Genomic DNA, 15,326 nt, shown 5'->3' with positions numbered 1-15,326 from the left:
CGGCAGCAATCAGGTGACGTCGCCTTCGACAATCACCGTAACGGTGGCTTCGACATCGGTGTGCAGGTGCACCACGACTTCGTAGGTGCCGGTGTGGTGGATGGGACCCTTGCCCATGATCACCTCGGACTTCTCGACCGGCTGGCCCAGCTTGGTCAGCTCCACGGCGATATCGTTGCTGGTGATGGAGCCGTACAGCTTGCCTTCGGCGACGGCGTTGGCGTGGATCGTGATGGACACGTCCTCGAGGCCGGCACGGCGGGCTTCGGCGTCGTCATGGCGCGTCTTGGCCTTGGCTTCGTACTCGGCACGACGGGTCTCGAACTCGGCCAGGTTGGCGGCGGTAGCCGGCGTGGCCTTGCCCTGGGGGACCAGGAAGTTGCGCGCGTAGCCCGGCTTGACGTCGACCTTGTCGCCGAGCCTGCCGAGGTTCTGCACGTTTTGCAGGAGGATCAATTGCATGGTGTTGCTCCGTATTCGTTAGCGGGACGCGAGGCCCCGCAACTGGTGGCTGTCCGAATGGTCTCAGGCGTGGTGGTTGTCGGTGTACGGGATCAGGGCCAGGAAACGGGCACGCTTGATCGCGGTCGCCAACTGACGCTGGTACTTCGCCTTGGTGCCGGTGACCCGGCTGGGAACGATTTTGCCGGTCTCGGAAACGTTCTGGCGCAAGGTATTGAGATCCTTGTAATCGATCTCCTTGACGCCTTCGGCGGTGAATTTGCAGAACTTGCGACGGCGGAAGAATTTGGACATGGGTGCGCTGCTCCAGGAGGGCGTGATCAGGCGGTTTCGGTGCTGTCGTCGGACGTGGCTTCCGGCTCGGCTTCAGGCTTGGCGGCGGGCTTGTCGCCGGCGCCGTCGTGGCTGCTGCCTTCGTCGTCGCGACGACGACGATCGCCACGGTCGGGCTTGTCACCCTTCTCGTCCTTGAACTTCATGATCAGCGACTGCTCGGTGTCCGCCTCGTCACGCTTGATGACCAGGTGGCGCAGGATCGCGTCGTTGAAGCGGAAGCTGTCGACCAACTCGGCCAGCACGGTCTGGTTGCACTCGATGTTCATGAGTACGTAATGGGCCTTGACCAGGTTCGCGATCGGGTACGCCAGCTGACGCCGGCCCCAATCCTCGAGGCGATGGATCTTGCCTTCGCCGCCCTCGATCAAGCCCTTGTAGCGCTCGATCATGGCCGGCACCTGCTCGCTCTGGTCGGGATGGACCAGGAACACGACTTCGTAATGACGCATGGTGTTGTCCTTGTGGATATCGGCCTTGTTGGCCGGTCAGCCCCCCGTGGCCGTGGCTCGACACGCGGTGGGGCAAGGTTCCTGCGGCAAGATGCCGAAGGAAGCCGGCGATTATCGCAGTTTTCCGGCATGGGAACCATAGGCGCGCTTCCACCTGGCAACCCGGCCCGCATGGCGAGCCGCTCCGGTACTTGCGCGCGGGTTCCGGCGCGCGCGGTTTCGTCTAGGCGAGGTCGGCGCTGGTGGTAAAACTTTCCCCACAGCCGCATTCGGCACTGGCATTGGGGTTGCGGAACAGGAACTGCTCGCCCAGGCGCTGCTTGACCACGTCAATCTGGGTTCCATCGACTTGCGGCAGGCTGAGCATGTCCACGTAGACGCGCACGCCGTCCTGCTCGAACACGGTGTCGCCGGGACGCTCTTCGGTGGCCAGGTCAGCATGATGCTGCCAACCCGAGCACCCGGTTTTGGCGGCCCCGAAGCGCAGGCCGATGGCATCCGGGCTGTCGCCGAGAAAGCGCTGCACGCGAGCCAGCGCGGCCGGGGTCATGGTGACGCTCATAAAAAAACCTCCGTTGATGCTGCCATTATAGGTGAACGGCAACGCGATGCCTCGCAAGCACGCCGGCCCACCCGTAAACTCCAACTCCCAACCATATCGGCCCCCAAGGGCAAGGAATCAAGGCATGACGGCGGTTTGCGCATGACGATAACCAGCGTCCAGCACGCGCTCGCAGGCCAACTGCCGGTCGGTGGTGAAATCACCGTCCGCGGCTGGGTGCGCACCCGACGTGACTCCAAGGCCGGCCTGAGTTTCGTGAATGTCAGTGACGGCTCCTGTTTCGCGCCCATCCAGGTCGTCGCGCCCGCCACCTTGTCCAACTACGAGGACGAGGTGAAGCACCTGACCGCGGGCTGTTCGGTGATCGCCACCGGTGAGCTGGTCGCCTCCCAGGGCCAGGGCCAGGGGTTCGAGATCCAGGCCCACAAGCTTGAGGTGGTCGGCTGGGTCGATGACCCAGAAACCTACCCGATCCAGCCCAAGGCCCACTCGCTGGAGTTCCTGCGCGAGGTCGCCCATCTGCGCCCACGCACCAACCTGTTTGGCGCCGTCACCCGCATCCGCCACTGTCTGGCCCAGGCCGTGCATCGGTATTTCCACGAGAACGGCTACTTCTGGATCAGTACGCCGATCATCACTACTTCCGATGCGGAGGGCGCCGGACAGATGTTCCGGGTCTCGACTCTGGACGTGGCCAACCTGCCGCGCGACAAGACCGGTGCGGTCGACTTCAGCCGCGACTTCTTCGGCAAGGAGACCTTCCTGACCGTGTCCGGGCAGCTCAACGCCGAGGCCTATGCGCTGGCGCTGAGCAAGGTGTATACGTTCGGGCCGACCTTCCGTGCCGAGAACTCCAACACCACCCGCCACCTGGCCGAGTTCTGGATGGTCGAACCGGAGATCGCGTTCGCCGACCTGATGGAGAACGCGCGGGTCGCCGAGGACTTCCTCAAGTACCTGTTCCGCGCGGTGCTGGACGAGCGCGCGGACGACATGGCCTTCATCGACCAGCGCGTGCAGAAAGGTGCGGTGGATCGGCTGGAAGGATTCATCAACGCGCCGTTCGAGCAGATCGACTACACCGATGCGATCAAGTTGCTGCAGGACTCCGGGCACAAGTTCGAGTTCCCGGTCGAATGGGGCCTGGACCTTCAGACCGAGCACGAGCGCTGGCTGACCGAGCAACACGTCGGCCGGCCGGTGGTGGTGACCAATTATCCCGAGCACATCAAGGCCTTCTACATGCGCCTGAACGACGACGGCAAGACCGTCGCCGCGATGGACGTGCTGGCGCCGGGCATTGGCGAGATCATCGGCGGCAGCCAGCGCGAGGAACGGCTGGACGTGCTTGACGCGCGCATGCGCCAGTTCGGGCTGGATCCGGAGCATTACCAGTGGTACCGCGACTTCCGTCGTTATGGTTCGGTGCCGCACGCCGGCTTTGGGCTCGGTTTCGAGCGGCTGGTGGTCTACGTCTGCGGACTGAGCAACATCCGCGACGCGATCGCCTTCCCGCGCGCGCCGGGCAACGCCGAGTACTGAATGCCAATGACCCGCCGAGGTGGTGATTCGTGATCCTGTTCTTTGCCCTGCTTTGCCTTGCCGTCGCCATCGCCGGCGCAACCGCGTTCGTCATCTTCTGGCCACTGACGCTGGTGCACATGCGTGATCGCCAGCCGGAACTGCTGGAAAGCCTCGGTCCCAACGCGTTTGCCCGCCCGCCGGCGTGGTTGTGGTTGCTGCGCGGCCACTATCGCTCGGCCGCCGACCACAACCTCAATGGCCTTGCCACCCCGGCACGGATCGCACTGCTGACCATCGTCGGCGGATTGCTGAGCTCCGGCGTGTTGACGCTGATCGCCAAGGCCGCGTCATGAGCGCCGGACAGTGGTGGCTGGCGACGCTTGGACGCACGGTGGTCTGGGCCCGGATGCGGGTACTGGAGGCCGGCACCGCAGAAATACTCGACAGCGATGGCAATACCCTGCCCTTCGACAGTGAGGACTCCGCCCGATCGACGTTGATGGATGCCGAGTTCGCGGAGCTGTCCGGCATGGACGAGGACGATGCCAACTCACGCGGCTTCATGCTTGCCGAGCTGATTGCGCCCCAGGCCGACGATGACGGGCAATTGCGCGCGCGGATGGTGCAGACGCTCACATCCAGACCAAAGGGGAACTGACATGGACATGGATCTCGGCGGGAAGCACGCGTTGGTGTGCGGTGCCAGCCAGGGCATCGGATGGGCCACCGCCAAGGCGTTGGCGCAGCTGGGCGCCGATGTCACGTTGCTGGCGCGCCGCGAGCCATTGTTGCGCGACTTGACCGCACAACTACCCATGCCTCGCAGCAGCCAGCAGCATGGCTGGATCGCGGTCGACGCCGCCGATACCGGGCGATTGCGCGCCCAGGTCGAATCGCTGGTTGCCGCCAGGCCGGTGCATATCCTGGTCAACAACAGCGGCGGGCCGCCGCCCGGAGCCGTGCATGGCGCCGACGTCGCCGCGTTCGAGTCCGCACTGCGCCAACACCTGCTCGGCAACCATGTGCTCGCCGAGGCGGTGATCCCGGGCATGCAGCGCGACGGGTTCGGCCGCATCGTCAACGTGATCTCGACCTCGGTAAAGGAACCGATCAAGGGCCTGGGTGTATCCAACACCACCCGCTGGGCCGTCGCCAGCTGGGCCAAGACCCTGGCCGGTGAGCTGGCACCGTCCGGCATTACCGTGAACAACGTGTTGCCCGGCTCGACCCAGACGCCACGCATCGAGCAGATCATCGACGCCACCGCGACCCGTAGCGGCCGCAACCGCGAAGAGGTCGTCGCCGACATGGTCTCTGCAATCCCGATCGGGCGCTTTGCCAAGCCGGAGGAAACGGCTGCGGCAATTGCGTTCCTGTGCTCTCCGGCGGCCAGCTACATCACCGGCATCAACCTGCCCGTGGACGGCGGCCGCACGCGGTCCCTGTAACCGAGCTGTCGCTGGCGGTAAGCTAGCCCAATGCACCTGACCCACTGGATCGACGGCAAACCATCCGGCCCTGCTGGCGATGGCGACATCGATGTGTTTGATCCGGCAACGGGACAGGTTTTCGCCACGGTTGCCGGCGGCGACAGCGCGGTGGTCGGCACCGCCGTCAGCGCCGCACAAACCGCGTTCCCCGGTTGGGCGGGCCTGCCCAATTCCGAACGATCACGCTGGCTGGAAAAGCTCGCCAACGCGCTGGAAGCGCGCGCCGAGGATTTTGCGCTGGCGGAGTCACGCGATGCCGGCAAACCCATATCGCTGGCACGCGAGGTGGAAATCCCACGGGCCATCAGCAACCTGCGTTTCTTTGCGCATGCCGCGACCCAGTTCGCCAGCCAGTCCCACCACGGCCAGGCCGGATTGAACTACACCCTGCGCCCGCCACTGGGCGTGGTGGCGACCATTTCACCGTGGAACCTGCCGCTCTACCTGCTGACCTGGAAGATTGCACCGGCGCTGGCCGCGGGCAACACCGTTGTCGCCAAGCCCTCGGAGATCACGCCTGTCACAGCGAGCATGCTGGGCGAGCTGGCGGCGGAGATCGGCTTTCCTCCCGGTGTGCTCAACATCATCCACGGACACGGCACTGCAGTTGGCGAGCCATTGGTGATCGACCCCCGTGTGAAGGCCGTGTCGTTCACCGGCAGTACCGCGGTCGGGCGCCGGCTCGCCGGCTTGACCGGCCCACTGTTGAAGAAGACCTCACTGGAGTTGGGTGGCAAGAACGCAACGCTGGTGTTTGCCGACAGCTCCTGGCGCGAGGACCTGGACCTGCTGGTGCGCTCCGCGTTCCAGAACTCCGGCCAGATCTGTCTGTGCGGTTCGCGGATACTGGTCGAGCGCGGCATCCACGACGAGTTTCGCGATGCCTTCGTCGAGCGTGTAAGCCAGCTGCGGATCGGCGAACCGGCTGCCCGGGACACCCAGGTTGGCCCGCTGGTCTCCCAGACCCATTTCGACAAGGTCGTCGCTGCGATCGAATGCGCACGCGAGGAAGGTGGCTCGATCAGGTGCGGCGGGCATGCGCTCGACCGCCCCGGCTGGTTCGTCAGCCCGACGGTGATCGAAGGCCTGCCGCCCGATTGCACAAGCAACCGCGAGGAGATCTTCGGCCCCGTTGCCACGCTGCAAACGTTCGACGATGACCAGCAGGCATTGGACCTCGCCAACGCAGGCGACTACGGATTGGCCGCCTCGCTCTGGACCCGCGACCTCAACCGCGCCCATCTCCTGGCCGCCCGGCTGCAGGTCGGCATGGTCTGGATCAACACCTGGCTGCAACGCGACCTGCGCACGCCGTTCGGCGGCATCGGCAACTCCGGGCTCGGCCGCGAAGGCGGCTTTGAGGCCATGCAATTTTTCACCGACGCCAAGAACGTCGGTCTCCACATCGGATAACCCTGCATGAACTCACTGAAAGACCTGCTCCACAAAAACCGCGAATGGGCCGACCGCATCAGCGCCGAGGACCCCGGGTTCTTCGAGCGACTGTCCCGCCAGCAGGCGCCGGAGTTCCTCTGGATCGGCTGCTCGGATTCGCGGGTGCCGGCCAACCAGATCATCGACGTCTCACCGGGCGAGGTGTTCGTCCACCGCAATATCGCCAATGTCGTCGTCACCACCGACCTCAACTGCCTGTCGGTGATCCAGTTTGCAGTCGACGTTCTCAAGGTCAAGCACATCCTGGTGGTCGGCCACTACGGCTGCGGCGGCGTGCACGCGGCCCTGCACGACCAGCGGCTGGGGCTGTCCGACAACTGGGTGCGACACGTCGCCGACGTCGCCGAGAAGCACGAGGCCAGCCTGCTCGCGTTCGAAGACGACGAGTTGAAGCATGACCGCCTGTGCGAGCTGAACGTACTGGAACAGGTGGTCAACGTCTGCCACACCACCATCGTGCGCGACGCGTGGGCACGCGGCCAGGCGGTGTCGGTACACGGCTGGGTCTATACCCTGCGCGATGGCCGCGTGCACGACCTCGGCGTCGACGTAGCCGCAGCCAAGAGCCTGTCCTCCATCTATGCCGAAGCGTTGGCTCGCATCCGCGCCGACCGGGAGGATCGATGAGATGAGCGGCGCAATACGCGCAACCGGCGCGCCGCGGCCGGTCGGCCTGTATCCACACGCGCGTCGTGTCGGCAACCTGCTGTTGCTGTCGGGCATCGGACCGCGCGATCCCGTCAGCAATGCGATCGTCGGCAACGTGCATGATGCCGACGACCGCCTGATCAGCTACGACATCGACGCCCAGACGCGTGCGGTGTTCGCCAACGTGCGCTCGGTGCTGGAGGCCAGTGGCGCGCATTGGCGGGACCTCGTCGATGTGACCGTCTACCTGACCGACATGGACGCCGACTTCCCACGCTACAACGCGGTCTGGGCCGAATACTTCCCCGACATCGACACCGCACCATGCCGCACCACCGTGGGTATCAGTGCCTTGCCGACGCCGATCGCCATCGAACTGAAGTGTATTGCTGCCCTGAAGGAGTAAGCCATGCTGCCCAGCCCACTCAACCTGCACGCCTGGATCGAGGAGCATCGCCAACTGCTCAAGCCGCCGGTCGGCAACAAGGTGGTCCACGATGGCGACTTCATCGTAATGGTGGTCGGCGGCCCCAACGTACGCAGCGATTATCACTTCGACGAGGGACCGGAATGGTTCTACCAGATCGAGGGCGAGATGATCCTGCGGATCCAGGAGGCTGGCGCGGATGGGCGTTGCGCGGTGCGCGACATCCCGATCCGCGCCGGTGAGATCTTCCTGCTGCCACCGCGGGTACCGCATTCGCCACAACGCATGCCCGGCTCCATTGGGCTGGTGGTCGAGCGCAAGCGGCTGCCCCACGAGGACGACGGGCTGATGTGGTTCTGCGAGCGCTGCAACCACAAGTTGTACGAGGAATTTTTCCACCTGGAGGACATCGAGACCGATTTCCCGCCGGTCTTCGAGCACTTCTATGCCTCCCGTGAGCACCGTAGCTGCAAGCAGTGCGGCCACCTCAACCCGGCGCCCGACAAGTACGTCATGGCCGACACCTGACCTGCACGGATAGACTGGACTCATGCTCAAGATCGATACCCACGCGCACTACCTGCCACGCGACTGGCCCGACCTGGCGCGCAAGTACGGCGAGCTGCGTTTTCCGGTGATCCACCACACCGAAGACGGACGGCACCGCATCTACAAGGATGGCAGGTTTTTCCGCGAGATCTGGTCCAACACCTGGGATCCGCAGGAGCGCGTGGCGGACTACGCCAAGTTCGATGTGCAGGTGCAGGTACTGAGCACGGTACCGGTGATGTTTTGCTACTGGGCGCGGCCGCACCACGCACTGGAACTGCACCAGGCGCTCAACGACCACATGGCCTTGACCTGCCACGACTATCCGCGGCATTACGCCGGCATCGGCACGGTACCGATGCAATCACCGCGGCTGGCGGTTCAGGAGTTGGAGCGATGCATGGACCAGTTGGGTCTGCAGGGCGTGCAAATTGGCAGCCATGTCGGCGACTGGAACCTGGACGCGCCGGAGCTGTTTGAATTTTTCCAGGCAGCCAGTGAGCTGGGTGCGGCAATCCTGGTGCACCCCTGGGACATGATGGGCGCCGACAGCATGCCCAAGTACTGGCTGCCGTGGCTGGTCGGCATGCCGGCGGAGCAATCACGCGCGGCCTGTTGCCTGGTCTTTGGCGGCGTGCTGGAACGACTGCCGAAGCTGAAAATCTGTCTGGCGCATGGCGGCGGCAGCTTCCCGTACACCATCGGCCGCATCGAGCACGGCTTCAACATGCGCCCCGACCTTGTCGCCACCGACAACCCGCGCAATCCCCGCGAATACCTGCGCAGGCTGTATTTCGATTCCTGGGTCGCCGACGATGCCGCCTTGCGTTATCTGCTCGATGCCTGCGGCGCGGACCGGGTGATGCTGGGCACGGACTACCCGTTCCCGCTGGGCGAGCAAACGCCGGGCGCGGGCATCGATGCGCTGGGACTGGATGAAGTCCAGCAAGCCCGGCTGTACCACGGCACCGCGCTGGAATGGCTGGGACTGCCAAAGTCGCGTTTTGCATGACCGCCACTGCCCGCCTTCCTTCTTCGAGGACCCTGACCAAGTGACCGATATCCAATCCCCGGACCATGCCCGGGCGCTCGATGCCGCCGATCCGCTGCCCAGCCTGCGTGACGAGTTCCATATCCCGCAGCACGAAGGCGGTGACCAGGCCTATTTCGTGGGGAACTCACTCGGCCTGCAGCCGCGAGGCGTGCGCGCCCAGGTCGATGACGTGCTGGACAAGTGGTCGATGGAAGCGGTCGAAGGCCATTTTCGCGGCAATTCGCAATGGATGAGCTACCACCAGCTGATGCGTGAGCCCTTGGCGCGCATCGTTGGCGCCCAGCCCGAGGAAGTGGTCGCGATGAACTCGCTGACCGCCAACCTGCACCTGATGATGGCCAGCTTCTACCGGCCAACGCGGCAGCGACCGGCAATCCTGATCGAAGCCGGCTCGTTTCCATCGGATCGCTATGCGGTGTCCTCGCAGATTGCGCTGCACGGATTTGCCCCCGAAACCGAGCTGATCGAACTGGAGGCCGACCAGCCCGGCGGCGTGTTCTCCATGGCGGCGATTGAGCGGGCGATCACCCAGCACGGCCATCGCCTGGCGCTGGTGCTGTGGCCCGGCGTGCAATACCGCACCGGGCAGGCTTTCGACATCGGCGAAATCACCCGACTCAGTCATGCAGCCGGTGCTGTGTGTGGAGTCGACCTGGCCCACGCGGTCGGCAACACCGAGCTGGCCTTGCACGACAGCGGGGTCGATTTCGCGGTCTGGTGCCATTACAAGTACCTCAACAGTGGCCCGGGCGCCGTCGGCGGCTGCTTCGTCCATGAGCGCCATGCCCACGCGAGCGTCCCGCGCATGGCCGGTTGGTGGGGCCATGAGCCCTCGACACGCTTCCAGATGGGCCCGCAGTTCGTACCCACGGCCGGCGCGGAGGGCTGGCAGTTGAGCAATCCGCCGATCCTTGCCCTGGCGCCGCTGCGTGCGTCGCTGGATCTGTTCGATCGGGTCGGCATGCACGCGTTGCGCGAGAAATCACGACGGCTGACCGGCTACCTGGAATCACTGATCCAGCACCATCTCGACGGCGTGCTGCAGATACTGACTCCCACCGACCCCGCGCAGCGCGGCTGCCAGTTGTCGATCCGGGTCCGTGGCGGTCGCGAGCACGGTCGCGCCTTGTTCGACCACCTCGCCGCCAACGGCGTGCTGGGTGACTGGCGCGAGCCCGATGTCATCCGCATCTCGCCGGCACCGCTCTACAACACCCATCAGGACGTCTTGCGCTTCGCCCACGGCGTCGAGACCTGGCAGCAGGCACGCTGACGGCACACCGCTTCGAAAGGCAGGCCTTCCCCAATGTCAGACTTCGATCCGACCGATTCCACAAAACACCTGACCATCATTGGCGCCGGCCTTGCCGGCGCCCTTCTCGCCACCCTGCTTGCCCGACGTGGCTGGCAAGTCGACGTTTACGAGAAGCGCGGCGACCTGCGCGAACTGGGTTACGAGCGTGGCCGATCGATCAATCTCGCCCTGGCCGAGCGCGGACGCCATGCGCTTCGACAAGCCGATGCGGACGATGCGGTAATGGCGCAGACGGTGATGATGCGCGGCCGCATGATCCATTTCGACGATGGTCGCGTCGACCTGCAGCGCTATGGCCGCGACGACAGCGAGGTGATCTGGTCGGTCCATCGTGGTCAGCTCAACGAGGTCCTGCTGAACATCGCCGAACAGGCCGGCGCCCGTATCCACTTCCACCACCGGCTTGACAGCGTCGACTTCGACCACTGCGTTGCCCGGTTTGGTGACGACCGTGGTGACGGGGTCCGCGAGATCCCGTTCCAGACCCTGGTGGGTGCCGATGGGGCCGGCTCATCATTGCGACAGGCGATGGCCGCTGCCACCGACCTGGGCGAGCGCGGCGAGTTCCTCGACCATTCCTACAAGGAGTTGGAGATCCCGCCCGGTCCGGACCAGGGCTTCCAGATCGAGCCCCATGCGCTGCACATATGGCCTCGCGGGCGTTACATGTGCATCGCGCTGCCCAACAGCGAGTCCACGTTTACCGTGACCTTGTTCCTGCCCAACCACGCGGCCGGCGAAACTCCCGGGTTCGACACCATCCGCACCGGCGCCGAGGCGCGGGCGCTGTTCGACCGGGACTTCGCAGATGCCTCAAAACTGATCCCGGAGCTGGAACACGATTTCGACCACAACCCGACCGGCGTGCTGGGCACCCTGTACCTCGACCGCTGGCATCTGGATCACCGGGCGGTACTGATCGGCGACGCCGCCCACGCCATGGTCCCGTTCCACGGCCAGGGCATGAACTGCGCCTTCGAAGATTGCGTGTCGCTGGCGAACCACCTGGCCCGCAGCGAGGACCGCGCCGACGCCTTCGCCGGCTTCCAGGCCGAGCGTCTTCCCAACGCCCGCGCAATCCAGCACATGGCACTGGAGAACTACCTGGAGATGCGCGATCGCGTCGACGATGAGGATTACCTGTTGCAGCGCCAACTCGAACATCGGCTGGCCGAGCGCCACCCCGCCCGCTTCGTGCCCCGCTACGCGATGGTCACCTTCCGCCACATGCCCTACGCACTGGCGCTGGAACGCGGCAACCTGCAACGTGAATTGCTGGTCGAACTGACCCGCGGCCGCGAAAACCTCGAAGGCCTGGACTGGGACGCCGTCGATGCCGCCGTCGTAGCACGCCTGCCACCGCTACCGCCGGAAGACTGAATCGATGCCCGCGACGTTCCTGTTCTACGACCTGGAAACCTTCGGCGCCGATCCTCGCAGGACCCGTATCGCCCAGTTCGCCGCGATCCGCACCGACGCCGACCTCAACCCGGTCGACGAACCGATCAGTATCTTCGTCAAGCCCGCGGACGACCTGCTGCCCTCCCCCGTCGCAACCCTGATCACCGGCATCACCCCACAGCAAGCGCTGCATGAAGGGATGCGCGAATGTGATGCGTTGGCGCTGATCTCCGAAGAAATGTCGCGACCGGAAACCTGCACGCTCGGCTACAACTCGCTGCGTTTCGACGACGAGTTCGTTCGACACGGCTTTTTCCGGAACTTTTTTGACGCTTACGAGCGCGAATGGCGCGGCGGAAATTCGCGCTGGGACTTACTTGACGTGTTCCGTTTCGCCCACGCACTTCGCCCCGAAGGCCTGGTCTGGCCAAAGCGTGAGGACGGCGCCACCTCGTTCAAACTGGAGCACCTGGCTGAAGCCAACCATGTCCGTGAGGGTGATGCCCACGAGGCACTGTCAGACGTGCGCGCGTTGATCGGCCTGGCCCGCAAACTCAAAACCGCCCAACCCCGGCTGTGGGACTACGCGCTGCGGTTGCGCGACAAGCGCCATGCCGCCAGCCTGCTCGACGTGGTCGCGATGACGCCGGTGTTGAATGTATCCCAGCGCTTCCCCGCCAGCCGCCTGTGCGCCGCACCGGTGATCCCGCTTGCGCGACATCCGTATATCGACAGCCGGGTGCTGGTGTACGACCTGACCCAGGATCCCGAGGCCTTGCTCACACTGGATGCGGACACGATTGCCGCACGCCTGTATGTACGTGCGGCGGACCTGCCCGAGGGGGTGGAGCGCATCGCGCTGAAGGAGATCCACCTCAACCGCAGCCCGGCCCTGTCGGCCTGGGATCACCTGCGGCCGACCGACTTCGAGCGCCTGGGCATCGACCGCGAACTGGCTGAGCAGCGGGCCCGGCGTTTGCGCGACGCCGGCCCGGCATTGGTGGAGAAGGTACGCGCCGTGTTTTCCCGCGAACGCGAGTTCGACACCCCTGACGTCGATGCCAGCCTGTACGACGGGTTTGTCGATGGCGCCGACAAACGATTGTTCTCCGACATCCGCAACACGGCCCCGGAAGCGCTGGGCGCGCGCAGGTTCGACTTCCGCGACCCACGTCTGCCGGAACTGCTGTTCCGCTACCGCGCCCGCAACTTCCCCGAGCATCTCGATACCGACGAACGCATCCGCTGGGACGACTATCGCCGCTCTCGCCTGCAATCGGGGACGACGTTGTCGGAGTACAGCTTCGCCAGTTTTGATGCCGAGCTGGCAAGCCTGCGCGATCAGCACTCGGCTGATCCAGCTCGACTGGCGTTGCTGGGCCAGATCGACCAGTGGCGTCAGGATATCGAACGCAGTTTGTCGCCCGCCGGCACGCCGCCGCGGCCTGCCGAACCCGCATGAACGCCTATTTCAGTCCCGCCACCTTCACGTTTTTCCGTGGTCTGGCGCGCAACAACTCACGCGACTGGTTCCATGCCAACAAGGCCCGCTACGAGAAGCATGTACGCGAGCCGTTCCAGCGCCTGCTGGACGACCTGCAACCCGTGCTGGCCGAGATCAGTCCGCATTACCGCGCCGAAAGCCGGAAAGTCGGCGGCTCGCTGTTTCGCATCCACCGCGACATCCGCTTCGCCAATGACAAGTCGCCCTACAAGACCTGGCAAGGGGTGAAGTTGTTCCATGAGCGCAGCCGCCAGATCGAAGCGCCGTCGTTCCACATCCATGTGCAGCCCGGCCGTTGCTTCATCGGCAGTGGCCTGTGGCACCCTGAGTCGGACACCTTGCGCCGAGTGCGCAACTTCATCCTCGACAATCCCGCCGGCTGGAAGGCCGCCGCGCACGGTACAAGCTTCCGCAAGCGATTCACCTTGGACGACAGCGAGATATTGATACGGATGCCGCGGGGTTTCCCCGCCGAGTTCGAGTTTGCCCAAGACCTGCGGCGCAAGAATTTCATCGGTTCGCGGGCACTGGAGGACAGCGTGGTCACTGGCCCCGACCTGTTGGAAACCCTCAAGACCGACCTCGCCGGCCTGGCCGGCTTCACCGATTACCTGTGCGCCGCCGTCGACCTGGAGTTCTGAGTCATGAGAAAGCTGCTTGTATTGGCGGGTCTGCTCGCGATCGTGTTGCTGGGCTATGTCGCCGCCGGCCCGTATCTGGCGTATAGCGCCATCCGCGACGCGGTGGAGACCAAGAACATGGCAAAGCTCGACAAGCATGTCGACTTCCCGGCCCTGCGCGAAAACCTCAAGCTGCAAATCGATGATTACGTGGTGCGTCGGGCCGGACCGGATCTGCAGTCCAGCCTGCTGGGCGCGGTCGCCACACGCATGGCCAGCGGCATGGCGGGGGTGGCCGTCGACACCATGGTCAGCCCTGCGGGACTGGCGGCGTTGCTTGAGGGCCGCAGCACCTGGCATCGGATCGTCGGCGATACGGGCGACAATGCCTTCACCCCGGAGCCACCGGCGAACCCGCTGCGCGAACCCAGCTACCGGTTCCAGTCGCCGTCGCGCTTCACAGCCACCGTCCACTCAGACGGCGGCGAGCCCATCCGGTTTGTCCTCACCCGGGATGGACTGCGCTGGAAGCTGACCGATATCCGCCTGCCCCTGGACGGCACGGAAATGCGGCACTACTGAACGACGCAGCCCGCGCGCGCGAAACTGCCGTCAGTACGGGTTGGCAACCCCATGCGGAACATGACCGGCTGTAACCAGTCCACGCGCAGATTCGATGTTGTGCTCGGAATCGTCGAAGAAAATGTCGGCGCCGAACGCTTCCAGGAAGGGCCCTTTCGAGCGTCCACCCAGGAACAGGGCCTCGTCGAGTCGGATACCCCAATCGCGCAGGGTGCGGATTACCCGTTCGTGCGCCGGTATCGAGCGAGCGGTAACCAATGCGGTCCGGATCGGCGCATCCTCTCCCGCCGGAAAGGCCTTCTGCAAACGCTGCAGGGCATCCAGGAAGCCGCGGAATGGCCCGCCCGACAACGGCACCCCGGCATGGCTGCGCTCATGCTCGGCGAACGCGAGCAGGCCTCCCTCCCGCGATACCCGCTCGCCCTCATCACCAAAGATCACCGCATCACCATCAAACGCGATGCGCAGTTGGTCCTGTCGCTGCAGCAGCGCCTTGGCCGGCAACAAGGTCGCCGCCGCCACTCCCGCGGCCAGCGCATTGCGCACATCCTCGGCGTGGGTGGACAGGAACAGGTCGGCCCCGAATGGGCGGATATAGGGGAACGGCGGCGCACCATTGCTGAATGCGGCACGTTGGATCGACAAGCCGTGGTGTGCAATGGAGTTGAATATCCGCAGGCCGGTGTCGGCCGAGTTGCGCGAGATCAGGATCACCTCGACCCGCGGCGCCTCCGGTGGTGAGCCATCGTTGAGGCCCAGCAGCTTCCGCACCAGCGGGAACGCGACGCCCGGCTCCAGCAGATCGTCTTCGTGGCTGCGCTGATACGTGGCGTAGGCTTCCAGGCCCTGGCTTTCGAACAGGGCGTGGCCATCCTCCAGGTCGAACAGGGTCCGCGAGGAAATGGCAACGATCAACGGGTCTACATGGTCTGGCATGACCCCATTGTG

General features: G+C 64.9%; 19 protein-coding genes. 14 read left to right on the top strand and 5 right to left on the bottom strand.

Annotation, left to right across the window (positions count from 1 at the left end):
- Nucleotides 1-9: 9 nt before the first annotated feature.
- From rplI to ACW7G0_RS05565, 4 genes are all read right to left on the bottom strand, one after another.
- Entirely contained in the window at nucleotides 10-462 is a 453-nt protein-coding gene (gene rplI / locus ACW7G0_RS05580) for a 50S ribosomal protein L9 (RefSeq protein WP_456988187.1), read from the bottom strand.
- 63 nt (nucleotides 463-525) lie between these two features.
- A complete protein-coding gene (gene rpsR, locus ACW7G0_RS05575) occupies nucleotides 526-756 on the bottom strand; it encodes a 30S ribosomal protein S18 (RefSeq protein ID WP_456961590.1) in 231 nt (76 codons plus the stop codon).
- Between the two features lie 26 nt (nucleotides 757-782).
- Nucleotides 783-1,247, bottom strand: coding sequence for a 30S ribosomal protein S6 (gene rpsF, locus ACW7G0_RS05570; RefSeq protein ID WP_456961591.1), 465 nt, complete (start codon nucleotides 1,245-1,247; stop codon nucleotides 783-785).
- A 223-nt stretch (nucleotides 1,248-1,470) separates the two neighbouring features.
- Nucleotides 1,471-1,809 (bottom strand): HesB/IscA family protein, encoded by a 339-nt coding sequence (locus tag ACW7G0_RS05565; protein ID WP_456961592.1) that lies wholly within the window; start codon nucleotides 1,807-1,809, stop codon nucleotides 1,471-1,473.
- A 141-nt stretch (nucleotides 1,810-1,950) separates the two neighbouring features.
- Between ACW7G0_RS05565 and asnS the strand changes: the two genes are divergently transcribed.
- The 14 genes from asnS to ACW7G0_RS05495 are packed head-to-tail and all read left to right on the top strand — an operon-like array spanning nucleotide 1,951 to nucleotide 14,378.
- On the top strand, nucleotides 1,951-3,351 hold the full coding sequence (gene asnS / locus ACW7G0_RS05560) for an asparagine--tRNA ligase (protein ID WP_456988186.1): 1,401 nt from the start codon (nucleotides 1,951-1,953) through the stop codon (nucleotides 3,349-3,351).
- Nucleotides 3,352-3,380: 29 nt separating this feature from the next.
- Nucleotides 3,381-3,686 (top strand): hypothetical protein, encoded by a 306-nt coding sequence (locus ACW7G0_RS05555; RefSeq protein WP_456979506.1) that lies wholly within the window; start codon nucleotides 3,381-3,383, stop codon nucleotides 3,684-3,686.
- Nucleotides 3,683-3,991, top strand: coding sequence for a hypothetical protein (locus ACW7G0_RS05550; RefSeq protein WP_456988184.1), 309 nt, complete (start codon nucleotides 3,683-3,685; stop codon nucleotides 3,989-3,991). The genes ACW7G0_RS05555 and ACW7G0_RS05550 overlap by 4 nt, the downstream gene beginning before the upstream one ends.
- Before the next feature lies 1 nt (nucleotide 3,992).
- Nucleotides 3,993-4,781, top strand: a complete 789-nt coding sequence (locus tag ACW7G0_RS05545) for an SDR family oxidoreductase (protein ID WP_456988183.1) — start codon at nucleotides 3,993-3,995, stop codon at nucleotides 4,779-4,781.
- A 30-nt stretch (nucleotides 4,782-4,811) separates the two neighbouring features.
- Entirely contained in the window at nucleotides 4,812-6,236 is a 1,425-nt protein-coding gene (locus tag ACW7G0_RS05540; RefSeq protein WP_456988182.1) for an aldehyde dehydrogenase, read from the top strand.
- Between the two features lie 6 nt (nucleotides 6,237-6,242).
- A complete protein-coding gene (can, locus tag ACW7G0_RS05535) occupies nucleotides 6,243-6,905 on the top strand; it encodes a carbonate dehydratase (RefSeq protein ID WP_456988180.1) in 663 nt (220 codons plus the stop codon).
- 1 nt (nucleotide 6,906) lies between these two features.
- On the top strand, nucleotides 6,907-7,332 hold the full coding sequence (locus ACW7G0_RS05530; RefSeq protein WP_456988178.1) for a RidA family protein: 426 nt from the start codon (nucleotides 6,907-6,909) through the stop codon (nucleotides 7,330-7,332).
- A gap of 3 nt (nucleotides 7,333-7,335) precedes the next feature.
- Entirely contained in the window at nucleotides 7,336-7,881 is a 546-nt protein-coding gene (locus ACW7G0_RS05525) for a 3-hydroxyanthranilate 3,4-dioxygenase (RefSeq protein ID WP_456988177.1), read from the top strand.
- A 22-nt stretch (nucleotides 7,882-7,903) separates the two neighbouring features.
- Complete coding sequence (locus tag ACW7G0_RS05520) at nucleotides 7,904-8,914, top strand: amidohydrolase family protein (protein WP_456988175.1); 1,011 nt, start codon at nucleotides 7,904-7,906, stop codon at nucleotides 8,912-8,914.
- Between the two features lie 40 nt (nucleotides 8,915-8,954).
- A complete protein-coding gene (gene kynU, locus ACW7G0_RS05515; protein ID WP_456988173.1) occupies nucleotides 8,955-10,229 on the top strand; it encodes a kynureninase in 1,275 nt (424 codons plus the stop codon).
- A 33-nt stretch (nucleotides 10,230-10,262) separates the two neighbouring features.
- Nucleotides 10,263-11,651 carry an FAD-dependent oxidoreductase gene (locus tag ACW7G0_RS05510; RefSeq protein ID WP_456988171.1) on the top strand — a complete coding sequence of 463 codons (1,389 nt, stop codon included), beginning with the start codon at nucleotides 10,263-10,265 and terminating at the stop codon, nucleotides 11,649-11,651.
- 4 nt (nucleotides 11,652-11,655) lie between these two features.
- Nucleotides 11,656-13,134 carry an exodeoxyribonuclease I gene (sbcB, locus tag ACW7G0_RS05505; RefSeq protein ID WP_456988170.1) on the top strand — a complete coding sequence of 493 codons (1,479 nt, stop codon included), beginning with the start codon at nucleotides 11,656-11,658 and terminating at the stop codon, nucleotides 13,132-13,134.
- Nucleotides 13,131-13,817: a DUF2461 domain-containing protein gene (locus ACW7G0_RS05500; protein WP_456988169.1), complete on the top strand. Its 687-nt coding sequence runs from the start codon at nucleotides 13,131-13,133 to the stop codon at nucleotides 13,815-13,817. Before sbcB ends, ACW7G0_RS05500 begins: the two co-directional genes overlap by 4 nt.
- A gap of 3 nt (nucleotides 13,818-13,820) precedes the next feature.
- Nucleotides 13,821-14,378 carry a DUF2939 domain-containing protein gene (locus ACW7G0_RS05495; RefSeq protein ID WP_456988167.1) on the top strand — a complete coding sequence of 186 codons (558 nt, stop codon included), beginning with the start codon at nucleotides 13,821-13,823 and terminating at the stop codon, nucleotides 14,376-14,378.
- Nucleotides 14,379-14,408: 30 nt separating this feature from the next.
- Here the strand turns inward: ACW7G0_RS05495 and ACW7G0_RS05490 are convergent, their stop codons facing one another.
- The gene (locus tag ACW7G0_RS05490) at nucleotides 14,409-15,314 is read right to left on the bottom strand and encodes a 5'-nucleotidase (protein WP_456988166.1); all 906 of its coding nucleotides are present in this window, start codon (nucleotides 15,312-15,314) and stop codon (nucleotides 14,409-14,411) included.
- Nucleotides 15,315-15,326 lie beyond the last annotated feature (12 nt).

The sequence above is a fragment of the Lysobacter sp. A286 genome, from assembly GCF_054052105.1.
This window is presented reverse-complemented; position numbering and strand designations above follow the sequence as displayed.

Coding starts and splice junctions, on each gene's coding strand:
- ACW7G0_RS05495 (WP_456988167.1), top strand. CDS start 13,821: ATGAGAAAGCTGCTTGTATTGGCGGGTCTGCTCGCGATCGTGTTGCTG.
- ACW7G0_RS05530 (WP_456988178.1), top strand. CDS start 6,907: ATGAGCGGCGCAATACGCGCAACCGGCGCGCCGCGGCCGGTCGGCCTG.
- asnS (WP_456988186.1), top strand. CDS start 1,951: ATGACGATAACCAGCGTCCAGCACGCGCTCGCAGGCCAACTGCCGGTC.
- rplI (WP_456988187.1), bottom strand. CDS start 462: ATGCAATTGATCCTCCTGCAAAACGTGCAGAACCTCGGCAGGCTCGGC.
- ACW7G0_RS05540 (WP_456988182.1), top strand. CDS start 4,812: ATGCACCTGACCCACTGGATCGACGGCAAACCATCCGGCCCTGCTGGC.
- rpsF (WP_456961591.1), bottom strand. CDS start 1,247: ATGCGTCATTACGAAGTCGTGTTCCTGGTCCATCCCGACCAGAGCGAG.
- rpsR (WP_456961590.1), bottom strand. CDS start 756: ATGTCCAAATTCTTCCGCCGTCGCAAGTTCTGCAAATTCACCGCCGAA.
- ACW7G0_RS05500 (WP_456988169.1), top strand. CDS start 13,131: ATGAACGCCTATTTCAGTCCCGCCACCTTCACGTTTTTCCGTGGTCTG.
- ACW7G0_RS05525 (WP_456988177.1), top strand. CDS start 7,336: ATGCTGCCCAGCCCACTCAACCTGCACGCCTGGATCGAGGAGCATCGC.
- ACW7G0_RS05510 (WP_456988171.1), top strand. CDS start 10,263: ATGTCAGACTTCGATCCGACCGATTCCACAAAACACCTGACCATCATT.
- sbcB (WP_456988170.1), top strand. CDS start 11,656: ATGCCCGCGACGTTCCTGTTCTACGACCTGGAAACCTTCGGCGCCGAT.
- ACW7G0_RS05565 (WP_456961592.1), bottom strand. CDS start 1,809: ATGAGCGTCACCATGACCCCGGCCGCGCTGGCTCGCGTGCAGCGCTTT.
- ACW7G0_RS05550 (WP_456988184.1), top strand. CDS start 3,683: ATGAGCGCCGGACAGTGGTGGCTGGCGACGCTTGGACGCACGGTGGTC.
- can (WP_456988180.1), top strand. CDS start 6,243: ATGAACTCACTGAAAGACCTGCTCCACAAAAACCGCGAATGGGCCGAC.
- ACW7G0_RS05545 (WP_456988183.1), top strand. CDS start 3,993: ATGGACATGGATCTCGGCGGGAAGCACGCGTTGGTGTGCGGTGCCAGC.
- ACW7G0_RS05490 (WP_456988166.1), bottom strand. CDS start 15,314: ATGCCAGACCATGTAGACCCGTTGATCGTTGCCATTTCCTCGCGGACC.
- ACW7G0_RS05520 (WP_456988175.1), top strand. CDS start 7,904: ATGCTCAAGATCGATACCCACGCGCACTACCTGCCACGCGACTGGCCC.